The organism is Pseudomonas fluorescens (assembly GCF_902498065.1).
GTDB classification, from domain to species: Bacteria; Pseudomonadota; Gammaproteobacteria; order Pseudomonadales; family Pseudomonadaceae; genus Aquipseudomonas; species Aquipseudomonas fluorescens_BJ.
The window spans coordinates 265,862-287,926 of sequence record NZ_CABVIR010000005.1; the positions used below are offsets into that span (position 1 = coordinate 265,862).

The 22,065-nt window shown below is 58.9% G+C and carries 16 protein-coding genes; 6 read left to right on the plus strand and 10 right to left on the minus strand.

Annotated elements, in window-relative coordinates; genetic code table 11:
• Positions 1 to 88 precede the first annotated feature (88 nt).
• Positions 89 to 1,387: an MFS transporter gene (locus tag F8N43_RS19690; RefSeq protein WP_150654210.1), complete on the plus strand. Its 1,299-nt coding sequence runs from the start codon at positions 89 to 91 to the stop codon at positions 1,385 to 1,387.
• Positions 1,388 to 1,559: 172 nt separating this feature from the next.
• Here F8N43_RS19690 and F8N43_RS19695 read toward each other — a convergent pair whose 3' ends face one another.
• A complete protein-coding gene (locus F8N43_RS19695; RefSeq protein ID WP_150637473.1) occupies positions 1,560 to 3,023 on the minus strand; it encodes a glyceraldehyde-3-phosphate dehydrogenase in 1,464 nt (487 codons plus the stop codon).
• A gap of 363 nt (positions 3,024 to 3,386) precedes the next feature.
• Here F8N43_RS19695 and mfd point away from each other — a divergent pair, with 363 nt between their 5' ends.
• From mfd to F8N43_RS19710, 3 genes are read left to right on the plus strand one after another with little or no spacing between them, the layout of a single operon-like run.
• The gene (gene mfd, locus F8N43_RS19700) at positions 3,387 to 6,836 is read left to right on the plus strand and encodes a transcription-repair coupling factor (protein WP_150631606.1); all 3,450 of its coding nucleotides are present in this window, start codon (positions 3,387 to 3,389) and stop codon (positions 6,834 to 6,836) included.
• A gap of 10 nt (positions 6,837 to 6,846) precedes the next feature.
• A complete protein-coding gene (locus F8N43_RS19705; RefSeq protein ID WP_150654211.1) occupies positions 6,847 to 7,413 on the plus strand; it encodes a CsiV family protein in 567 nt (188 codons plus the stop codon).
• 11 nt (positions 7,414 to 7,424) lie between these two features.
• A complete protein-coding gene (locus F8N43_RS19710) occupies positions 7,425 to 10,115 on the plus strand; it encodes a DEAD/DEAH box helicase (protein WP_150631608.1) in 2,691 nt (896 codons plus the stop codon).
• A gap of 93 nt (positions 10,116 to 10,208) precedes the next feature.
• Here F8N43_RS19710 and F8N43_RS19715 read toward each other — a convergent pair whose 3' ends face one another.
• From F8N43_RS19715 to F8N43_RS19725, 3 genes are all read right to left on the minus strand, one after another.
• Positions 10,209 to 10,946 carry an S-methyl-5'-thioinosine phosphorylase gene (locus F8N43_RS19715; protein ID WP_007933168.1) on the minus strand — a complete coding sequence of 246 codons (738 nt, stop codon included), beginning with the start codon at positions 10,944 to 10,946 and terminating at the stop codon, positions 10,209 to 10,211.
• A 12-nt stretch (positions 10,947 to 10,958) separates the two neighbouring features.
• Complete coding sequence (gene nagZ / locus F8N43_RS19720) at positions 10,959 to 11,969, minus strand: beta-N-acetylhexosaminidase (protein ID WP_150631609.1); 1,011 nt, start codon at positions 11,967 to 11,969, stop codon at positions 10,959 to 10,961.
• Positions 11,970 to 12,127: 158 nt separating this feature from the next.
• Entirely contained in the window at positions 12,128 to 12,835 is a 708-nt protein-coding gene (locus tag F8N43_RS19725; RefSeq protein ID WP_150631610.1) for a TetR/AcrR family transcriptional regulator, read from the minus strand.
• A 229-nt stretch (positions 12,836 to 13,064) separates the two neighbouring features.
• Between F8N43_RS19725 and lexA the strand changes: the two genes are divergently transcribed.
• Together lexA and sulA are read left to right on the plus strand one after the other, a co-directional pair.
• A complete protein-coding gene (lexA, locus tag F8N43_RS19730; protein ID WP_007944149.1) occupies positions 13,065 to 13,673 on the plus strand; it encodes a transcriptional repressor LexA in 609 nt (202 codons plus the stop codon).
• Between the two features lie 10 nt (positions 13,674 to 13,683).
• Positions 13,684 to 14,157, plus strand: coding sequence for an SOS-induced cell division inhibitor SulA (sulA, locus tag F8N43_RS19735; protein WP_150631611.1), 474 nt, complete (start codon positions 13,684 to 13,686; stop codon positions 14,155 to 14,157).
• An 86-nt stretch (positions 14,158 to 14,243) separates the two neighbouring features.
• Here the strand turns inward: sulA and F8N43_RS19740 are convergent, their stop codons facing one another.
• From F8N43_RS19740 to fadB, 6 genes are all read right to left on the minus strand, one after another.
• The gene (locus F8N43_RS19740) at positions 14,244 to 14,477 is read right to left on the minus strand and encodes a hypothetical protein (protein ID WP_008028479.1); all 234 of its coding nucleotides are present in this window, start codon (positions 14,475 to 14,477) and stop codon (positions 14,244 to 14,246) included.
• Positions 14,478 to 14,631: 154 nt separating this feature from the next.
• Positions 14,632 to 15,156, minus strand: a complete 525-nt coding sequence (locus F8N43_RS19745; RefSeq protein WP_150631612.1) for a DUF6586 family protein — start codon at positions 15,154 to 15,156, stop codon at positions 14,632 to 14,634.
• A gap of 141 nt (positions 15,157 to 15,297) precedes the next feature.
• Positions 15,298 to 17,925: a type I DNA topoisomerase gene (gene topA, locus F8N43_RS19750; protein WP_150637484.1), complete on the minus strand. Its 2,628-nt coding sequence runs from the start codon at positions 17,923 to 17,925 to the stop codon at positions 15,298 to 15,300.
• Between the two features lie 114 nt (positions 17,926 to 18,039).
• Entirely contained in the window at positions 18,040 to 18,276 is a 237-nt protein-coding gene (locus F8N43_RS19755) for a DUF1653 domain-containing protein (protein ID WP_017337558.1), read from the minus strand.
• Between the two features lie 99 nt (positions 18,277 to 18,375).
• The gene (fadA, locus tag F8N43_RS19760; protein WP_150637486.1) at positions 18,376 to 19,551 is read right to left on the minus strand and encodes an acetyl-CoA C-acyltransferase FadA; all 1,176 of its coding nucleotides are present in this window, start codon (positions 19,549 to 19,551) and stop codon (positions 18,376 to 18,378) included.
• A 32-nt stretch (positions 19,552 to 19,583) separates the two neighbouring features.
• Positions 19,584 to 21,731 carry a fatty acid oxidation complex subunit alpha FadB gene (gene fadB, locus F8N43_RS19765; RefSeq protein WP_150631615.1) on the minus strand — a complete coding sequence of 716 codons (2,148 nt, stop codon included), beginning with the start codon at positions 21,729 to 21,731 and terminating at the stop codon, positions 19,584 to 19,586.
• Positions 21,732 to 22,065 lie beyond the last annotated feature (334 nt).

Genomic DNA, 22,065 nt, shown 5'->3' on the forward strand with positions numbered 1-22,065 from the left:
TGGGCTTCAGCGCGCATTGGAGCGAGGCCTGCTCATACCCACAGCTGCAGCGCTTTCAAACAAGATTTACCAGAGTGAGTATCTACAAATGTCTTCCAGCACGAGCAAAGGCAAAGCGATTTTTCGCGTTGTCAGCGGTAACTTTCTCGAAATGTTCGACTTCATGGTCTATGGCTTTTACGCGACGGCCATCGCCAAAACCTTCTTTCCCGCCGATAGCGCGTTTGCTTCACTGATGCTGTCTCTGGCCACTTTCGGGGCCGGTTTCCTGATGCGTCCGTTGGGTGCGATTTTCCTCGGCGCCTACATCGACCGTCATGGTCGCCGCAAAGGGTTGATCATCACCCTCGCGATGATGGCCGCCGGCACGGTGTTGATTGCCTGCGTGCCGGGTTACGCCACACTGGGCGTGACCGCGCCGCTGCTCGTACTGTTCGGTCGCCTGTTACAAGGTTTCTCCGCAGGCGTGGAGCTGGGCGGTGTATCGGTGTATCTCGCCGAGATTTCCACACCGGGCCGCAAGGGTTTCTTCGTCAGTTGGCAGTCCGCCAGTCAGCAAGCAGCGGTGGTTTTCGCCGGCCTGTTGGGGGTTGTCTTGAACCATTGGCTCAGCCCGGAAGAAATGGGCGACTGGGGCTGGCGCGTGCCGTTCCTGATCGGCTGCATGATCGTACCGGTGATCTTCGTGATTCGCCGTTCGCTGGAAGAAACCCCTGAGTTCCAGGCACGAAAACATCGCCCTACCCTGCAGGAGATTGTTCGCTCGATCGGTCAGAACTTTGGCATTGTCCTCGCCGGCATGGCATTGGTGGTGATGACGACCGTGTCGTTTTACCTGATCACCGCCTATACCCCTACCTTTGGCAAGGCCGAACTGCATTTGTCCGATATGGATGCGTTGCTGGTAACGGTCTGCATCGGCCTGTCGAACTTTTTCTGGCTGCCGGTGATGGGTGCTGTGTCCGACAAAATCGGCCGAAAACCCTTACTTCTCGCGGCGACCATTCTGGCAATTCTCACCGCCTACCCAGCCCTGTCGTGGTTGGTGGCGAACCCGAGTTTCAGCCATTTGCTGATCGTCGAGTTGTGGTTGTCGTTCCTGTATGGCTCGTACAACGGTGCCATGGTCGTGGCGCTGACCGAGATCATGCCGGTGGAAGTTCGTACGACCGGCTTCTCTTTGGCTTACAGCCTGGCGACGGCGACCTTTGGCGGGTTTACGCCCGCAGCCTGTACGTACCTGATTCATGTGCTGGATAACAAGGCTGCGCCGGGGATCTGGCTGAGTGGCGCGGCGGTGCTGGGGTTGATTGCGACGTTGGTGTTGTTTAAGGGCAATCGGCATGAACTGCGGACTGCGCAAGCAGCGGTGGTCGGTGGCGCCTGATAGATCGCCATCGCTAGCAGGCTAGCTCCCACACTGGATCTGTGGCGTTCACAAGCCCCCTGTGGGAGCTAGCCTGCTAGCGATGAGGCCGGTGCTGGCAACAACGATCCAACAGACACGCAAACAAAAACGCCCCGACCAAAGTCGGGGCGTTTTCATGTGCAGCTAAGGCTTAGCGCGGGAACGCTGGCGGGTTTACACCGGCCATGTCTTCCATCACGCGAACCACCTGGCAGCTGTAACCGAATTCGTTGTCGTACCAAACGTACAGAACAACGCGGTTGTCTTGGGTGATGGTTGCTTCGGCGTCCACAACACCTGCGTGGCGCGAGCCAACGAAGTCGGTGGAAACCACTTCCTGCGAATTGACGAAGTCGATTTGCTTGTGCAGATCGGAGTGCAGCGCCATGTAGCGCAGGTACTCGTTCATCTCTTCACGGGTGGCAGCTTTCTCAAGGTTCAGGTTGAGAATGGCCATCGACACGTTTGGCGTCGGAACACGGATCGCGTTACCGGTCAGCTTGCCAGCCAGCTCAGGCAGGGCCTTGGCAGCAGCGGTGGCAGCACCGGTCTCGGTGATGACCATGTTCAGCGCGGCGCTACGGCCACGGCGATCGCCCTTGTGGAAGTTGTCGATCAGGTTCTGGTCGTTGGTGTACGAGTGAACGGTTTCGACGTGACCGTTGATGATGCCGAACTTGTCATTCACAGCCTTGAGCACCGGCACGATGGCGTTGGTGGTGCAGGAAGCGGCGGACACGATCTTGTCTTCAGCGGTGATTTCACTGTGGTTGATGCCGTGAACGATGTTCTTCAGCTTGCCCTTGCCAGGCGCGGTCAGAACAACGCGGTCGATACCCGGGCAGGCCAGGTGCTGGCCCAGGCCCTCGGCGTCACGCCATACACCGGTATTGTCCACCAGCAGCGCGTCTTTGATGCCGTACTGGGTGTAATCCACCTCGGTCGGGTTCTTCGCGTAGATCACCTGGATCAGGTTACCGTTGGCGGTGATGGTGTTGTTTTTTTCGTCGATGACGATGGTGCCGTTGAACGGACCGTGTACCGAATCGCGACGCAACAGGCTTGCGCGCTTGACCAGGTCGTTCTCGGCGCCTTTGCGCACCACGATGGCACGCAGGCGCAGGCCGTCGCCGCCACCGGTTTTTTCGATCAGGATGCGCGCCAGCAGACGGCCGATACGACCGAAGCCGTACAGAACAACGTCAGTGCCTTTGCGAGCGGAAGCGTTTTGCTGGCCAACCACGTCAGCCAATGCTTCACGGACGAACTGCTCGGCAGTGCGGCCATTGCCTTCGACGCGGAATTTGAACGCCAACTTGCCCAAGTCTACCGAAGCCGCGCCGAGCTTGAGCTCGCTCATGGCTTTAAGCAGAGGGAATGTTTCGTGGACGGAGAGTTCGCTATCGTCGGAAGAACGATGGCGAGCAAAGCGGTGAGCTTTGAGAATCGCGATGACAGACTGGTTGATCAGGCTGCGGCCATAGATCGAGCTCACCACGTTGTTATTGCGGTAGAGCTGACCGATAAGCGGAATCATCGCTTCTGCGAGTGCTTCACGGTCGATCCATTCACCAAGACACTGGTCGGGCTTCTGAGTCACGGGAACCTTCCACATGTAGGGGCAGAAAAAAGGGGCTACATTATGCCGCCGAGTGCCTCTCGTAGCAATGCGCGCCTGTCGTGCGATCCGTAACAAATTCCTCTTCAAAAAAATTACGCACCGCCAAAGCCCAGTAAAACCGCGGCTTTCAGCGCAGTCAATTTTTTGGAGACATCGCTGTCTTGTCCGTAACCCTCCGTAACACTCGACCGTTATGCCACTACATAATCGGTAATTTTCAGCAAAAAACCGGCGTTTTTTGTCTTTACCACTACATTTCGCTAAACCTGCGTAATAGACACAGTCAGCAACTGACAGGCGGCACCCGGGGCCGCTACAATTACCGACTTTGTCGCAACGCTTGGAGCTCAACCTTCCGTGCCCGTTCTGCGTCTACCGCTTCTCCCTGCCGCGGCAGGTAAACAGCACTGGGGCAACCTGCCCGGTGCCGCCCTGAGCCTGGCCATCGCCGAGGCCGCCAGCGCTGCCAAGCGCTTTACCTTGCTGCTGACCGCCGACAGCCAAAGCGCCGAACGGCTGGAACAGGAGCTGAGCTTCTTCGCCCCGGATTTGCCGGTGCTGCATTTCCCGGATTGGGAAACCCTGCCCTACGATCTGTTTTCGCCACACCAGGACATCATTTCCCAGCGCATCGCCGCCCTTTATCGGTTGCCCGAACTGAGCCATGGCGTGCTGGTAGTGCCGATCACCACAGCGTTGCACCGCCTGGCGCCGACCAAATTCCTGCTCGGCAGCAGCCTGGTTCTGGATGTCGGGCAAAAGCTCGACGTCGAGCAAATGCGCACCCGACTCGAAGCCAGCGGCTATCGCTACGTCGACACGGTGTACGAGCACGGCGAATTCACCGTCCGCGGCTCGCTGATCGATCTGTTCCCGATGGGCAGCAAACTGCCCTTCCGCATCGACCTGTTCGATGACGAAATCGAAACGTTGCGTACCTTTGATCCGGAAAACCAGCGCTCCATCGATAAAGTCGACACCGTCCGCTTGTTGCCGGCTCGCGAATTCCCCCTGCAAAAAGATGCGGTCACCCGCTTCAAGGCGCGCTTCCGTGAGCGCTTCGACGTCGACTTCCGCCGCTGCCCGATCTTCCAGGACCTGAGCAGCGGAATTACACCGGCGGGTATCGAGTACTACCTGCCGTTGTTCTTCGACGAAACGTCCACGCTGTTCGATTACCTGCCCCAGGACACGCAAGTGTTTTCGCTGCCGGGCATTGAACAGGCGGCGGAAAATTTCTGGAACGATGTGCGCAATCGTTATGAAGAGCGCCGCGTCGATCCGTCCCGTCCTTTATTACCGCCGTCCGAGTTGTTCCTGCCGGTGGAAGATTGCTTTGCCCGCCTCAAGAACTGGCCGCGCGTCGTTGCCAGCCAACAGGACGTTGAAACCGGCGTCGGCCGCGAGCGCTTCCCGGCGCGGGAGCTGCCGAACCTGGCCATCGAGGCCAAGGCAACGCAACCACTGGCGGCGCTGGCCGGTTTCCTCGACGAGTTCCCCGGTCGCGTGCTGTTCACCGCCGAATCCGCGGGTCGTCGGGAAGTGCTGTTGGAACTGCTCGAACGCCTGAAGCTGCGACCGAAAACCGTCGACAGCTGGCCCGACTTCGTCGCGAGCAAGGAACGTTTGGCGATCACCATTGCCCCCCTCGACGAAGGTCTGGTGCTCGACGACCCGGCCCTGGCGCTGATCGCCGAAAGTCCCTTGTTCGGTCAGCGCGTGATGCAGCGCCGTCGCCGTGAAAAACGCGCCGACGCCAACAACGACGCCGTGATCAAAAACCTCACCGAGCTGCGCGAAGGCGCGCCGGTGGTCCACATCGATCACGGCGTTGGCCGCTACCTCGGATTGGCGACGCTGGAAATCGACGATCAGGCCGCCGAGTTCCTGACCCTGCAATACGCCGAAGGCGCCAAGCTGTACGTACCGGTGGCCAACCTGCACCTGATCGCCCGCTACACCGGCAGCGACGATGCCTTGGCTCCGCTGCATCGCCTCGGCTCGGAAACCTGGCAGAAAGCCAAACGCAAAGCCGCTGAACAGGTGCGCGATGTGGCAGCCGAATTGCTCGACATCTATGCCCGCCGCGCTGCTCGCGAAGGGTATGCCTTCGAAGATCCGAAAGCCGATTACGCCACGTTCAGCGCCGGGTTCCCGTTCGAAGAAACTCCGGACCAGCAAACCACCATCGAAGCAGTGCGCGCCGACATGCTCGCACCCAAGCCAATGGACCGACTGGTCTGTGGCGACGTCGGTTTCGGCAAAACAGAAGTGGCGATGCGCGCAGCGTTCATTGCGGTGCACGGTGGTCGTCAGGTGGCGATCCTGGTGCCGACCACTCTGCTCGCCCAGCAGCACTACAACAGCTTCCGCGACCGCTTTGCCGATTGGCCGGTAACCGTGGAAGTGATGAGCCGCTTCAAATCGACCAAGGAAGTCAACGCTGCGGTGGCCGACCTCGCCGAAGGCAAGATCGACATCGTCATCGGTACGCACAAACTGCTGCAAGACGACGTGAAGATCAAAAACCTCGGGCTGGTGATCATCGACGAAGAGCACCGTTTCGGTGTCCGCCAGAAAGAACAGCTCAAGGCCCTGCGCAGCGAAGTCGACATCCTGACCCTGACCGCTACGCCAATTCCGCGCACGCTGAACATGGCGGTGTCGGGCATGCGTGACCTGTCGATCATCGCCACGCCGCCGGCCCGTCGCCTGTCGGTGCGGACCTTCGTCATGGAGCAGAACAAGAGCACGGTCAAAGAGGCGCTGCTGCGGGAGCTGCTGCGTGGCGGCCAGGTCTACTACCTGCACAACGACGTGAAGACCATCGAGAAATGCGCCGCCGACCTCGCCGAGCTGGTGCCGGAGGCACGGATCGGCATCGGCCACGGGCAGATGCGCGAACGCGATCTCGAACAGGTGATGAGCGATTTCTACCACAAGCGCTTCAACGTACTGATCGCCTCGACCATCATCGAGACCGGCATCGACGTGCCGAGCGCCAACACCATCATCATCGAGCGTGCCGACAAATTCGGTCTGGCGCAGCTGCACCAGTTGCGCGGCCGCGTCGGTCGCAGCCACCACCAAGCCTATGCTTATTTGCTGACACCGCCGCGCCAGCAAATCACCCCGGACGCAGAAAAGCGTCTGGAAGCGATCGCCAACACCCAGGACCTTGGCGCAGGCTTCGTGCTCGCCACCAACGACCTGGAAATCCGTGGCGCCGGCGAACTGCTCGGCGACGGTCAGAGCGGGCAGATCCAGGCCGTCGGTTTCACCTTGTATATGGAGATGCTCGAACGTGCGGTGAAGTCGATCCGCAAGGGTGAACAGCCAAATCTCGATCAGCCGCTGGGCGGTGGTCCGGAAGTCAATTTGCGTGTACCGGCATTGATCCCCGAAGACTACTTGCCGGACGTGCATGCCCGACTGATTCTCTACAAGCGCATCGCCTCGGCCACCGATGAGGATGGTCTGAAGGACCTGCAAGTGGAGATGATCGATCGCTTCGGCCTGCTGCCGGAGCCGACCAAGAACCTGATGCGCATCACGGCGCTGAAGTTGCAGGCCGAAATGCTGGGCATCAAGAAAGTCGACGGCGGCCCGCAAGGCGGTCGAATCGAATTCGCGGCGCAGACACCCGTCGATCCGCTGACGCTGATCAAACTGATTCAGGGCCAGCCTAAACGCTACAAATTCGAAGGTGCCACGATGTTTAAATTCATGGTGCCGATGGAGCGCCCGGAAGAGCGCTTTAATACTGTAGAGGCACTGCTTGAATGCCTCATTCCGAAAACTGCTTGAAGGACGCCGCATGCGCCTGTTTCGCTCACTGACTTTGCTGATGACCCTGGCCGCCCCCCTGGCGTATGCCGATGACCTGTATCAGATTGAAATGATTCTGGTCCGGCAGAACGCTGTGCCAGCCATAGTCAGCAAAGCCGCGCCCGAAGACTGGGCTGCCGGTGCCCAACCCATCAGCAAGGACAGCCTGCGCACGCCAAGCCTGAATGGCGAAGTGGAAAAACTCACCGCCAGCAAAGAATACACGGTGTTGCTGCACAAGGCCTGGCAGCAGAACCTCGGCGAACAAGCCAGTAAAATTGCAATCAGCGATGGCAAGGAACAGTTCGGCCAGTACCCCATCGAGGGCACGCTGAACCTGAAACTGGGACGCTTCACCGACGTTGACGCCGACTTCTGGGTCAACCAGATCGACGCCAATGGCCTGGTCACTGCCAGTGAACGCCTGAAAACAGAAAGCCATACCAAAAACGGACAGCTGAATTTCCTCGACGCCGGTCATCTCGGAATGCTGATCAAGATCACCTCGCTGACAGCACCCGCACCTCGGCCAGTCCCCGATGAAATTCCGGACTGATTGAAGTCCTTATGCCCCCGACACTGAGCAAACCCCTGGCGCCTTCCTGGGTCAGCCGATTCAAGGAACAGAGCCTGGAACGTGGCCGACGCTACGCGCTGGAGAATCGTGTCAGGATCGTCGAGGCTGGCGACGCCACCATCATTGCCGCCTGCGAAGGCTCTGGCGGTAACGTTTACCGTCAGACCATTCGCCTGCGCGAGTCGGCTAAAGCCACCTTGCTGATGGTCGACGCCACGTGCACCTGCCCGGTTCGCAGCAACTGCAAACATTGCGCAGCGGTGCTGCTGAAAGTGCAGGAAACCCTCGCCTACCCCGCCGCCGCGCAAGATGCCGAGCTGCTGGAAAAACTTCAGGCCGTACTGGAAAACCGCAGCCCGAAGGCGCCGCCGCAAGTGCTGGTGGACAATGTACAACCGGTACCGCGCCTGTGGCTGGCGAGTATCGAGTTCAGTGCCTTCGAGCCGCGCAACGGCAAGATGCAGCGTTATATCCAGCATCGCGCCGCGTTGTCCTTCAGCTATCTGGATGAATACGTCTGCGGCCAGAAAAATGCCGACATCCTGATTCGTCAGGAAACGCAGACATTACGGATAAAGCGCCACCCGGAAGTCGAACAGGCCTACAGGGAACAGTTACGAATCCTCGGCTTCAAGATCGCTACCCGGCAAAGCAAAGCCTTGCCGGAAAGTGCCGGCGAACTCTATGAGATGGTCAATGACAGCGCCTGGCTGACCTTCACGCTCAATGAGTTGCCGAAGCTGCGCACCCAAGGCTGGGAGCTGCAGATCGATGAGGATTTCGGGTTCGACCTGACCGCCGTGGACGACTGGTACGCCACCGTCGAACAGGCACCGGAGCGCGACTGGTTTGATCTGGAACTGGGGATCATCGTCAACGGCGAGCGGTTAAGCCTGCTGCCGATCCTGTTGAACCTGATGCGTTCCCACACCGAGATCCTCAACCCGGAACGCCTCGCACGACGTCGCGACGATGAATTGATTTTGGTGAACATCCCCAATCGCCCGAACTCCGAGCACGGCCCCCTGCAAGTCGCCCTGCCCTTCGGCCGCTTGAAACCGGTATTGGCGACCCTCGGCGAGTTCTACCTGCAAGAGCCCGGCGAAACCACGCTGCGCCTGAGCAAGGCCGATGCGACGCGTTTGAATCCGCTGGAAGACCTGCCGCTGCTCTGGGAAGGTGGCGAACAAATGCGCAGCTTTGCCCAGCGTCTGCGGGACATCAAGGACTACACCGCGACGGCTCCGGAAGGCCTGAACGCGACCTTGCGCCCCTATCAACTGGAAGGCTTGAGCTGGATGCAGTCGTTGCGGCAACTGGAGGTTGGCGGAATTCTCGCGGATGACATGGGCCTGGGCAAAACCTTACAAACCTTGGCGCATGTTCTTATAGAGAAAAACGCTGGACGCCTCGATCGGCCGTGCATGGTGGTGATGCCCACCAGCCTGATCCCCAACTGGCTCGACGAAGCGGCGCACTTCACGCCACAACTGAAAGTGCTGGCACTGTACGGCGCCAGTCGTAAAAAGCATTTCGACAGCCTGTCCGATTACGACCTGATCCTGACCACCTATGCATTGCTGCCCAAAGACGTCGAGCGCCTGGCCGCACAGCCGCTGCACGTGCTGGTACTGGACGAGGCGCAATACATCAAGAACCCCAACAGCAAGGCCGCCCACGCTGCGCGGGAGCTGAACGCACGCCAGCGTTTGTGCCTGAGTGGTACGCCACTGGAAAACCATCTGGGTGAGCTGTGGTCGTTGTTTCACTTCCTGCTGCCCGGCTGGCTCGGCGACGTGAAGAGCTTCAACCGAGATTACCGCGTGCCGATTGAAAAGCGTGCCAGCGAAGTACGACTTCAACACCTCAACGGCAGGATCAAACCGTTCCTGTTGCGCCGGACAAAAGAACAGGTAGCGACGGAATTACCACCGAAAACTGAAATCATCCATTGGGTCGAGCTCAACGAAGCCCAACGCGATGTGTACGAAACCATGCGCTTGGCGATGGACAAGAAAGTCCGCGACGAAATCACCCGCAAAGGCGTGGCACGCAGCCAGATCATCATTCTGGAAGCGCTGCTGAAGCTGCGTCAGGTGTGTTGCGATTTGCGCCTGGTAAACGACGCTGCGCTGCCGGCTCGCGGAAGTACCTCGGGCAAGCTCGACAGCCTGATGGAAATGCTCGAGGAATTGTTCGAGGAAGGTCGACGGATTCTGCTGTTTTCGCAGTTCACTTCGATGCTTGCGCTGATCGAAGTCGAACTGAAGAAGCGCGGCGTGGAGTATGCGCTGCTGACCGGACAGACCCGCGACAGACGTTCGCCGGTGAAGGACTTCCAGAGCGGCAAGCGTCAGATTTTTCTGATCAGCTTGAAGGCAGGCGGTGTTGGCTTGAACCTGACGGAAGCGGATACGGTGATTCACTACGACCCGTGGTGGAACCCGGCGACAGAAAACCAGGCGACTGACCGCGCGTATCGCATTGGCCAGGAGAAACCGGTGTTCGTTTACAAGATGATTGCCCGGGGCACGGTGGAGGAGAAAATCCAGCACCTGCAGAAGGAAAAATCCGACCTGGCAGCGGGCGTTCTGGATGGGCGCAAGACCGGGGACTGGAAACTGCAGAGTGATGATATTGAAGCGTTGTTTGCGCCGTTGCCGGAGAAAATCGACAAGTAGTTGCGCGCTGGCAAGCCAGCTCCTACAGAGGTTAACGCGAGACATGCAGGAGCTGGCTTGCCAGCGATAAGGTCAACTCGGTGTAACGATCGTTCAGCCCTTCAACACCCGCGCCAACGTCGATTTCACCTTGCCCATCCCGTCATGCAGCGCCTGCTCGATCTCGGCCATGGTAATCACTGCCGTCGACTTGCCCGCCGCCGGGTTCACCACCAGCGCCAGGCACGCGTAATCCAGTTCCAGCTCACGCGCCAATGCCGCTTCCGGCATGCCGGTCATGCCGACGATGTCGCAACCGTCGCGCTCCAGTCGCGCAATCTCCGCAACCGTTTCCAGGCGCGGTCCCTGCGTGCAGGCATACACACCATGACTGCTGTAGCCAACGCCTTCAGCCGCCAATGCCGCAATCAATTGCTGGCGCAGCGGTTCGCTGTAGGGATAGCTGAAGTCGATGTGGGTGACCTGCTCCAGGTCATCGGCAAAATAGGTGTGTTCGCGACCGCTGGTGTAGTCGATCAGCTGATGTGGCACACAGAAATGCCCGGTGCCCATCGCGGCATGAATGCCGCCCACGGCGTTGACCGCAAGGATCGCTTCGGCACCGGCCTGTTTCAACGCCCAGAGATTGGCGCGGTAGTTCACCTGATGTGGCGGGAAACGGTGCGGATGACCATGACGCGCGAGAAACAGCACTTCCTTGCCGGCATACTCACCGATCTGCACCTCGGCCGAAGGTGCGCCGTAAGGGGTGTCCACAGCCAGTGACTGACGAATGCTCAGACCTTCCAGTTGAGTCAGGCCGGTACCACCGATAATCGCGTAAACCGTCATAACGTAAAGTCCTTATTCAATCAGTTGAGCGTCTTTGAGCGCGCCAATGGCTGTCAGCCAGCGCGGGTCTTGACGGTATTCGGTGCTGGCGTACGACTGGCCGCGCATTCGCGCAATGCGCTCGGACGGCTTGACCTTCAGACGCTGGGCGGCACTCAGCGCCAGTTCCGCAGCGGCGCGATCGTTGCACACCAGGCCCATGTCGCAGCCAGCGGTCAACGCGGCTTCGATACGGCTGGCCGCATCGCCGACCACGTGAGCCCCGGCCATCGACAGGTCGTCGCTGAAGATTACGCCGTCGAACTGCAACTCGCCGCGAAGGATGTCCTGCAACCAGCGACGAGAAAAGCCGGCCGGCTGGGAATCGACTTGCGGGTAAATAACGTGGGCCGGCATGACAGCGGCCAGTTGCTTGCTCAGCCTGGCGAACGGCACCAGATCGTTGGCGCGGATCTCGTCGAGGCTGCGCTCGTCATTCGGGATCGCGACGTGAGAGTCCGCCTCCGCCCAGCCATGACCGGGGAAGTGTTTACCGGTGGCGGCCATGCCGGCGCTGTTCATACCGCGGATAAATGCGCCCGCCAGCAGCGCGGCACGCTCTGGGTCCCCTTCGAACGAACGGGTGCCGACCACGGCGCTGCGCTGGTAATCCAGATCCAGCACCGGGGCAAAGCTCAGATCAAGGCCGACGGCCAACACTTCGGTAGCCATGATCCAGCCACACTGCTCGGCCAGGTATTCGGCGTTCGGGTTGTCGGCAATGGCGCGCATGGCCGGCAGGCGCACGAAGCCCTGGCGCAGGCGCTGCACGCGACCGCCCTCCTGATCCACTGCCAGCAGCAGATCAGGTCGAACGGCACGGATTGCGGCGCTCAGTTCGCGCACCTGACGCGGGTGTTCGATGTTGCGGGCAAAAATGATCAGGCCGCCCACTTCCGGTTGGCGTAACAATTGGCGATCTTCAGCCGTCAGCCAGGTACCGGCGACGTCCACCATCAACGAGCCTTGCAGGCCAGCAGTCATAGAGATTCCTTGATAACGATTAACCCGGCTCGCACGCGTTCGCCACCATGGGCTGGGCCCGGCAGGTCGGCGATATCAATGGGGAGCAGGTTCAGAACGAGATTCGGCATGGGCGGCTAGCTTAGCGGATGTCAGCTGCCGCGCCCACCCGTGCGCGGTTAAACCTTGGCGGCAACCTGTGTCGATTTGCTGCGCGGACGCAATTGCGCGCTGGCCATGGCCGTGTCAGTCACGCCGGTTTCGGCACGCATGCCAGCAGCCAGGAATGGCACCATCAGGCGCATGACTTGCTCAATGGAGGTGTTGACGCCGAAATCGGTTTCGGCAATCGCGCGCAAGGCCTTGATGCCGGACATGCTGAACGCCGCAGCACCCAGCATGAAGTGCACACGCCAGAACAGCTCGATCGGCGGAATGCGCGGCGCGGCTTCGTTGACCAGCATCATGTAGCGACGGAACACCTTGCCGTACATGTCTTCCAGATAACGACGCAGGTGCCCCTGACTCTGACTGAACGCCAACCCCAGCAAACGCATGAAAATCGACAGGTCGTTGCCGCTGCGTGGCTGTACCACCAGGGCTTGCTCGACGAGGATTTCCAACAGCTCTTCAAGCGTCGGTTTGTTTTCGGGCTTGGCCTGACGCCGCTCCAGCTCTTTATCAAGGCTTAAACAGAACGGCCCGAGAAAGCGCGAGAAGACGGCTTGAATCAGCGCCTTCTTCGACCCGAAGTGATAGTTCACCGCCGCCAGATTGACACCGGCCTTGCTGGTGATCAGACGCAACGAGGTTTCTGCGAAACCTTTTTCCGCGAACAACTGCTCGGCAGCATCAAGAATGCGTTCAACGGTTTCCGACTGGGCCATGGCTACTCCGCCTGACAAACACTTGTTTGAAACATACGTTTCAGCCCAGGCCTTGTCAAGCCTGGCGGTTCGTTTTGGGAATGGTCGGTCAGCTATTTAACCATACAACGTCGACGCTTTAATCAGCAGGCTGATCGACCGTCCGGCGGCCGGCAAAAAAAGGGGCATTGCCAAGTCGCTTTCACTGTATATAATCCCAGTCACTGTATAAAAAGACAGAGCGATCAATATGCTAAAGCTGACGCCACGCCAAGCCGAGATTCTGGCCTTTATCAAACGCTGCCTGGAAGACAACGGCTACCCGCCGACCCGCGCGGAAATCGCTCAGGAACTGGGTTTCAAATCGCCAAATGCGGCGGAAGAACACCTCAAGGCGCTGGCTCGCAAGGGTGCGATCGAGATGACGCCGGGCGCATCCCGCGGCATTCGCATCCCTGGCTTCGAAGCCAAGGCCGACGAATCCACCCTGCCCATCATTGGCCGAGTGGCTGCTGGTGCGCCGATCCTTGCCCAGCAGCACATCGAAGAATCCTGCAACATCAACCCTGCCTTCTTCCATCCTCGTGCCGATTATTTACTGCGTGTTCACGGCATGAGCATGAAGGACGTGGGCATTTTCGACGGCGACCTGCTGGCCGTCCACACCACCCGCGAAGCCCGCAACGGCCAGATCGTGGTTGCGCGGATTGGCGACGAAGTGACGGTCAAACGCTTCAAGCGCGACGGTAGCAAAGTCTGGTTGATTGCCGAAAACCCTGAATTCGCCCCTATCGAAGTGAACCTGAAAGATCAGGAACTGGTGATCGAAGGCTTGAGTGTCGGCGTCATTCGCCGCTAAAGGAGGCTTTATGCAGTTCCCACACACACCACAGCAAGCCCAACTGCCGTTGTTCGAGGCGTTCATGGTGCAGCCGATGGCGCCGATTCTGAAGGATGTGGTCGAGTCGCCGTGGAGCGCCGAACCTGAAGTTTTCAGTGAACTGTCATTGCGTGGTGCGGCCGGGAACTGCCTGAGTCTTCTTGCACCGATACTCAGGGAATTGAGTGAGGATCAGGACGCGCGCTGGCTGACATTGATCGCCCCGCCCGCCAGCCTGACGCAAACCTGGTTGCGAGATGCCGGCCTGAATCGTGAACGCATTCTGCTACTGCAACCGCGCGGCACCCAGAGCGCACAACAGCTGACCTGCGAAGCCTTGCGCCTGGGCCGCAGCCACACTGTTGTCAGCTGGCTCAATCCACTGAGCACCACTTCACGGCAACAGTTGATCAGCGCCGCCCGGACCGGGGACGCACAAAGTCTGAACATTCGATTGGGCTAAACGATGCATTCACTGCACAGCGCGGGGCTTCTCCAAGGATAGAGAAGCCGATGTGTAGCGGTATCAAGAAAAAGCGACGAACGGGATCAATGAAGGACCCGTGAGCTCTCATCCGTATTGAAATCACCTTCAACCAAGCGGCCGGCCATCTGAACGCCGACGCTCAACATCGCCTTGGCGACTTCCACGTGCTGGCCCTGCAGGAACGCTTTGGCATCCTCAGAGAAATCCAAAGTAACCAGAGAACCCTCGTCCTCGGCCCTGCGCAGCTCGATTCGGCCGTCTGGTAACTCGACAATTTCTAGAAAGGACGTTGGCATAAAGGTCTGTTCTCCACGAAAGGCGGCGATTATATAGGCATCGGACAGGCTTCGCTCAGGATCTTGACCAGATGCCATTACGAAGAGACATTTCTGACAGCACTCATCCCTGAAACGGACAGTCCGTTGGACCCTCCGCCAAACACTCAATCCTTCAGCACTCGTTCAACCCTTCGCGAAAACGAATCGCCAAGCCTTTGAGGTTCTGACGCCAGCTCTCCAACTCGTCCCGACTCAGCTCTTCCGGTGAATCTTCTTCGTCCAGATTAACGGCCAGAATCAGCGGCTGCGTCACGTCCCCCTTGGGCTTGTGCGGCGCACGCGGTGGCTGAAACAACGCAGCATGAGCCGACAACAGCTTGGCCAGCCAGGTTTCCGGGTTTTGCGCCAACTCGACCATCTCAGCCATTTCGGGAATGGCAATGGCGTCCAGCACTTCCCGGGTCAGTAACATCTCCGCCCGAGGTGCATTGGCCTGAGGCAAGCGGTAGAAGCCAGCAATTTCATGGCACAGCCCCAGCAACGCGCCGTACAAGTGAAACAACGCCGATTCGCGCCCGGCCTGAATCAGCGCCAGGGAATTCATCGCCCGCCCCTCTTCAGCCTTGGCGAGGGCTTCCAGCGACAGGCCGGCGAAATAAATCTTTTGGTTCGTACGGGTATAGAGTTCGTGGGCCATGACGGCAGCCTCCACAACGAAATAATTGCTTCAAGCAGGTCGGACAGTGTCGTGGATCACCCAAGCCCACTGCAAGCCCAAAACAAAAAGGCCGCATGAAAACCCGAGGGTTGTCATGCGGCCTTTTGTTTATGGCGCTGTTTAAGCTTTGGCTGCTGGACGCTTGTCTTCAACCGTCCACTTGCCGCCGTCGTAATACGCCTTCCAGCCAGTCGGCTTACCGTCGACTTCCGTCTGCACGTACTGCTCTTTGGTCTTGCGGCTGTAACGGATCACGGCAGGGAGACCGTCCGGGTCCTTCTTCGGCGCTTCGCAGAGGAAGTGGTACTTCGGATCGATCTCATCCTTGTGCGGCACGATCTCCATGACCAGCGGAGCACGCGTCTCACGGTTTTTCGGAAATTGGCTAGCCGCCAGGAACAGGCCGGAAGCCCCGTCGCGCAGGATGTAGGTGTCGTTGACCTTTTCGCATTTCAGCTCAGGCATCTTCACCGGGTCCATCTTCGGCGGCGCCGCGTCACCGCTTTTCAACAGTTTGCGGGTGTTCTTGCACGTTGCGTTGGTGCAGCCGAAGAACTTGCCGAAACGGCCAGTCTTGAGCTGCATCTCGCTGCCGCACTTGTCGCATTCCAGGCTCGGACCTTCGTAGCCCTTGATGCGATAGGTGCCCTCTTCGATTTCGTAGCCGTCGCAATCCGGGTTGTTGCCGCAGATGTGCAGCTTGCGCTTCTCGTCGAGCAGGTACGCGTCCATCGCTGTGCTGCAGATTGGGCAACGATGTTTGCCACGCAGAACCAGCGACTCCGATTCACCCTCGTCGTCCGCGGCGATTTCATCGCCCGGCACCAGGTTGACGGTGGCCTTGCAGCGCTCTTTCGGCGGCAGGCTGTATCCCGAGCAACCGAGGAACACGCCGGTCGATGCGGTACGGATCTGCATCGGACGGCCACAGGTCAGGCACGGAATGTCGGTCATTACCGGCTGATTGGCACGCATGCCATTTTCCGCGCTTTCGGCTACTTCGAGCTTCTTCTTGAAATCGCCGTAGAACTCGTCCAGCACGTTTTTCCAGTCGCGTTCGCCCTGGGCCACGTCATCGAGGTTCTCTTCCATGCCGGCGGTGAAGCCGTAGTCCATGAGATTGGAGAAGCTCTCGGACAGACGCTCGGTGACGATGTCACCCATTTTTTCCGAGTAGAAACGACGGTTATGCAGCGCAACGTAGCCGCGGTCCTGGATGGTCGAAATGATCGCCGCATAGGTCGAAGGACGACCGATGCCGCGTTTTTCCATTTCTTTCACCAGGCTCGCTTCCGAGTATCGCGCCGGCGGCTTGGTGAAGTGCTGGGTCGGATCAAGCTTGATCAGCTTCATCGCATCGCCCTGGGCCATGTCCGGCAGCACGTCGTCATCGCCAGGCTTGGCGATTTGCGGCATGACGCGGGTGTAACCGTCGAACTTCAGGATGCGGCCCTTGGCGCGCAGCTCGAAATCGCCGGCACCGACGGTGACCGTGGTCGACAGGTATTGGGCCGGCAGCATCTGGCAGGCGAGGAACTGGCGCCAGATCAGCTCATAGAGCCGCTCTGCATCACGCTCCATGCCGGACAGCTTGCTTGGCTCGGTATTGGCGTCGGACGGACGAATCGCTTCGTGAGCCTCCTGTGCGCCTTCCTTGCTGCTGTAGACATTCGGGGTTTCCGGCAGGTACTTCTTGCCGAATTCGCCTTCAATATAAGTCCGCGCCATCGTCACGGCATCGGCCGAGAGGTTGGTGGAGTCGGTACGCATATACGTGATGTAGCCGGCTTCATACAAGCGCTGGGCCATCATCATGGTTTTCTTCACGCCGAAGCCCAGGCGGTTGCTCGCCGCCTGCTGCAGGGTGGACGTGATGAACGGTGCTGACGGCTTGCTGCTGGTCGGCTTGTCTTCGCGCTTGACGATGCTGTAGCTGGAAGCCTTGAGCTTCTCCAGCGCGGCCATGGCCTGGGCTTCGTTCAACGGCTTGAACGCCTCACCTTTCTCACGAGCCACGTCAAAGCGCACGGTGGCGCCCTTGGCGGTGCCGAGGTCGGCGTGGACTTCCCAGTACTCTTCCGGGTTGAACGCACGAATTTCGCGTTCACGCTCGACCACCAGCTTCACGGCAACCGACTGCACACGACCGGCGGACAGGCCACGGGCGATCTTGGCCCACAGCAGCGGCGAAACCATGTAACCCACCACGCGGTCGAGGAAACGACGCGCCTGTTGGGCATTTACACGGTCGATGTCCAGCTCGCCCGGCTTGGAGAAGGCTTCCTGAATCGCCTTCTTGGTGATTTCGTTGAACACCACGCGCTTGTAGCGGCTGTCATCACCACCGATGGCTTCGCGCAGGTGCCAGGCAATGGCTTCCCCCTCGCGATCCAAGTCGGTTGCGAGATAGATGGTGTCAGCATCCTTGGCGAGCCGGCGCAGCTCCTCGATGACCTTTTCCTTGCCCGGGAGGATCTCGTACTTGGCTTTCCAGCCATGATCGGGATCGACACCCATGCGCGAGACCAGCTGCTTGCGCGCTTTCTCTTTCGGCGTGAGCACCGGACCTTCACCCGCGGCAGCCTTGCCGCGCTTGGCGGCTGGCTCTTTGCTGGCGCTAGCCGAACCGCTGGTGGGCAGGTCTCGGATATGGCCGATACTCGACTTCACCACGTATTGGTTACCCAGATACTTGTTGATGGTCTTGGCCTTAGCCGGGGATTCCACAATGACCAGCGATTTGCCCATGGATCAGAAAATTCCTGAATTCTAGAAGTGAAAGGCGGTTGGCGCCTGACGCGGCACCGCTATATATAGTGGCTACAAGGTGAGGTCAAGCGCAGGGTTCTGCGCGCTCTCAGCTTATGCCTTCGAAAAAAGGCTCGGTTCGGCTTGCACCAAAGCAAAGCGTGGCACCTGTTCGCCGTCAACCTCGACCGACTCCAGGAACATGCTCAAGGGACGTACCCAAAAGCCGTAATCGCCATACAGGGCTTGGTAGAAGACCACTTCTTCTTCGGTTTCCGAATGCCGCGCAATACTGAATACACGGTACTGCGGACCTTTGTAATGTTGGTAGAGCCCAGGTTGTATCGGCATGGTTTGGCCCTCACTCAAATCTTTTCAAAATAAAAACAAAAATAAATCCGGAAAAACAAAAACCGGGGCACTTGGCCCCGGCTTCCGTCAACGGAACGCTTAAACGCGTTCGAAGACGGTGGAGATGCCTTGGCCGAGACCAATGCACATGGTGGCTACCCCAAGATTGCCGCCATTTTGCTTCATCACGTTCAGCAAAGTGCCGGAGATACGCGCACCGGAGCAACCGAACGGGTGACCCAGGGCGATCGCGCCGCCGTGCAGGTTAACCTTCTCGTTCATCTTGTCGAGCACTTTCAGATCTTTCAGCACTGGCAGGGCCTGTGCGGCGAAAGCTTCGTTGAGCTCGAAGAAGTCGATATCGTTGATGCCAAGGCCCGCGCGCTTCAGTGCTTTTTGTGTGGCCGGTACTGGACCATAGCCCATGATTGCCGGATCCACACCTGCCACTGCCATCGAGCGAATCACTGCCAGAGGCTGGATGCCCAGGTCTTGTGCACGCTGCGCCGACATCACGATCATGCACGACGCACCATCGGTGATCTGCGACGAAGTACCGGCTGTCACGGTGCCGCCTTTCGGGTTAAACGCTGGCTTCAATGCCGCCAGGCTTTCCAGGGTGGTTTCCGGACGAATGGTTTCGTCGTAGTCGAACAGTTTCAGGAAACCGTTCTCGTCGTAGCCCTGCATCGGGATGATTTCGTCTTTGAACTTGCCTTCCACAGTCGCCTTGTGGGCGAGCTGATGGGAGCGCACGCCGAAAGCGTCCTGCTGCTCGCGAGTGATGCCGTGCATTTTGCCCAGCATTTCAGCGGTCAGGCCCATCATGCCCGAGGCTTTCGCCGCGTACAGCGACATGTGCGGGTTTGGATCGACACCGTGCATCATGCTCACGTGGCCCATGTGCTCGACGCCGCCGACGACGAACACGTCACCATTGCCGGTCATGATCGCTTGAGCAGCGGTGTGCAGAGCACTCATGGACGAGCCACACAGACGGCTGACGGTCTGACCGGCAGCGGTGTGCGGGATCTGCGTCATCAGCGACGCCATGCGAGCGATGTTCCAGCCCTGCTCCAGGGTCTGGTTGACACAGCCCCAGATCACGTCTTCGACTTCGTTCGGGTCGACCTTGACGTTACGTTCCAGCAATTTGCTGATCAGGTGTGCCGACATATCTTCAGCACGGGTGTTGCGGTGCATGCCGCCCTTGGAGCGGCCCATCGGAGTACGACCGAAGTCGACAATCACGACGTCTCTTGGATTCAAGCTCATAAAATTTCACTCTCGCTCAAAAGTTGGGACGCTTAACCGAAGAACCGCTGGCCGGTCTTGGCCATTTCACGCAGTTTTGCGGTCGGGTGGTACAGCGCGCCCAAATCAGCGTACTGGTCAGCCAGGGCAACGAACTCGGCAACACCGATCGAATCGATGTAGCGCAGCGCACCACCACGGAATGGAGGGAAACCAATACCGTAGACCAGACCCATGTCGGCTTCGGCAGCGGTTTCGACGATGCCGTCTTCCAGGCAACGCACGGTTTCCAGGCACAGCGGGATCATCATCCAGTTGATGATGTCTTCGTCAGTGACTTCGCGCTGTTCGAAAACGATTGGCTTGAGCACTTCCAGCACCGACGGGTCGGCCACTTTCTTCTGCTTGCCCTTCTTGTCGGTCTCGTAGGCGTAGAAACCCTTGCCATTCTTCTGGCCCAGGCGCTTGGCTTCGTAGAGCACGTCGACAGCCGAACGGCGGTCGTCTTTCATGCGGTCCGGGAAGCCTTCAGCCATGACGTCGCGACCGTGGTGGCCGGTGTCGATGCCGACCACGTCCATCAGGTACGCCGGACCCATTGGCCAGCCGAATTTTTCCATGACCTTGTCGATACGGACGAAGTCCACACCGGCGCTGACCAGCTTGGCGAAACCGCCGAAGTACGGGAACAGGACGCGGTTGACCAGGAAGCCCGGGCAGTCGTTGACGACGATCGGGTTCTTGCCCATTTTCTTGGCGTAGGCAACGGTGGTGGCAACGGCCAGTTCGCTGGACTTCTCGCCACGAATCACTTCAACCAGCGGCATCATGTGCACGGGGTTGAAGAAGTGCATGCCGACGAAGTTTTCCGGACGCTTGAGGGCCTTGGCCAGCAAGGTGATGGAAATGGTCGAGGTGTTGGACGCGAGGATGGTGTCCTCTTTGACCTTGTCTTCCACTTCGGCCAGCACAGCCTGCTTGACCTTAGGGTTCTCGACGACCGCTTCAACCACCAGGTCAACGTGACCGAAGTCGCCGTAGGACAGGGTCGGACGAATGCCGTTGAGCACTTCAGCCATTTTCGCCGCAGTCATGCGACCTTTATCAACGCGGCCGACCAGCAGCTTGGCGGCTTCAGCCAAGCCTTGCTCGATGCCGTGCTCGTTGATGTCTTTCATCAGGATCGGCGTGCCTTTGGACGCCGACTGATAAGCGATACCGCCGCCCATGATGCCGGCGCCCAATACAGCAGCCTGCTTCACGTCTTTGGCGATTTCGTCGTAGGCCTTGGCCTTTTTCTTCAGTTCCTGATCATTCAGGAACAGACCGATCAAGCTCTGCGCGGCAGAGGTCTTGGCCAGTTTGACGAAACCGGCAGCTTCGACTTCCAGCGCTTTTTCGCGACCGAAGTTCGCCGCTTTCTGGATGGTCTTGATGGCTTCAACGGGCGCCGGATAGTTCGGGCCAGCCTGGCCAGCCACGAAACCTTTGGCGGTTTCGAAAGCCATCATTTGCTCGATGGCGTTCAGTTTCAGCTTTTCCAGCTTCGGCTGACGCTTGGCCTTGTAGTCGAACTCGCCAGAGATGGCGCGCTTGACGAGCTCCAGAGCGGCTTCCTGCAGTTTCCCAGGTTCAACCACCGCATCGACGGCGCCGACTTTCAGCGCGTCTTCAGGACGGTTTTCCTTGCCGGAGGCAATCCACTCGATGGCGTTGTCGGCACCGATCAGGCGCGGCAGGCGCACGGTGCCACCGAAGCCCGGGTAGATGCCCAGTTTGACTTCCGGCAGACCAATCTTGGCCTTGGTGGACATGACGCGGTAGTCCGCCGCCAGGCACATTTCCAGACCGCCACCCAAGGCGATGCCGTTGATCGCGGCGACAGTCGGGACGTTGAGGTCTTCGAAATCGCTGAAAATTCTGTTGGCTTCGAGGTTGCCAGCGACAAGCTCTGCATCAGGCAGCTTGAAGTTCTCGACAAATTCGGTGATGTCGGCGCCGACGATGAACACGTCTTTGCCGCTGCTGACGATCACACCCTTGATCGAAGCATCTGCCTTGATGGTGTCAACGGCCTGACGCAGTTCGTTCAGGGTTAGACGGTTGAACTTGTTGACGGACTCACCCTTGAGGTCGAATTTCAATTCGACGATGCCACTTTCAAGAGCCTTAACCGTGATGGCTTTACCTTCGTAAATCATCAACTGATCTCCACGATATGGAAGCTGAACAGTACACGTCGGACGCAGGCGAATGGCTTGGCAGGGACGTTTATCGTCGATGCTACGCCAATCCACCCGACACACCCGCCAACGCGATAGTCGGGATTCTGTAGGAGCGGTCTGAAATACAAACGCTCAATTCATACGCCCGTTTGATTTGGGTACGTCACCTTCACGGAATTTCCGACAATTGTCAATCGCCCAAAATACGGGTTGAAACGCGACTTTCCGGTCATTTCCGTAACACGAAGACCTGCAACACGCGGCTGCATGTGAGGCCATTCATAAGATCAATAGTTAGAAAAGTCGCCCT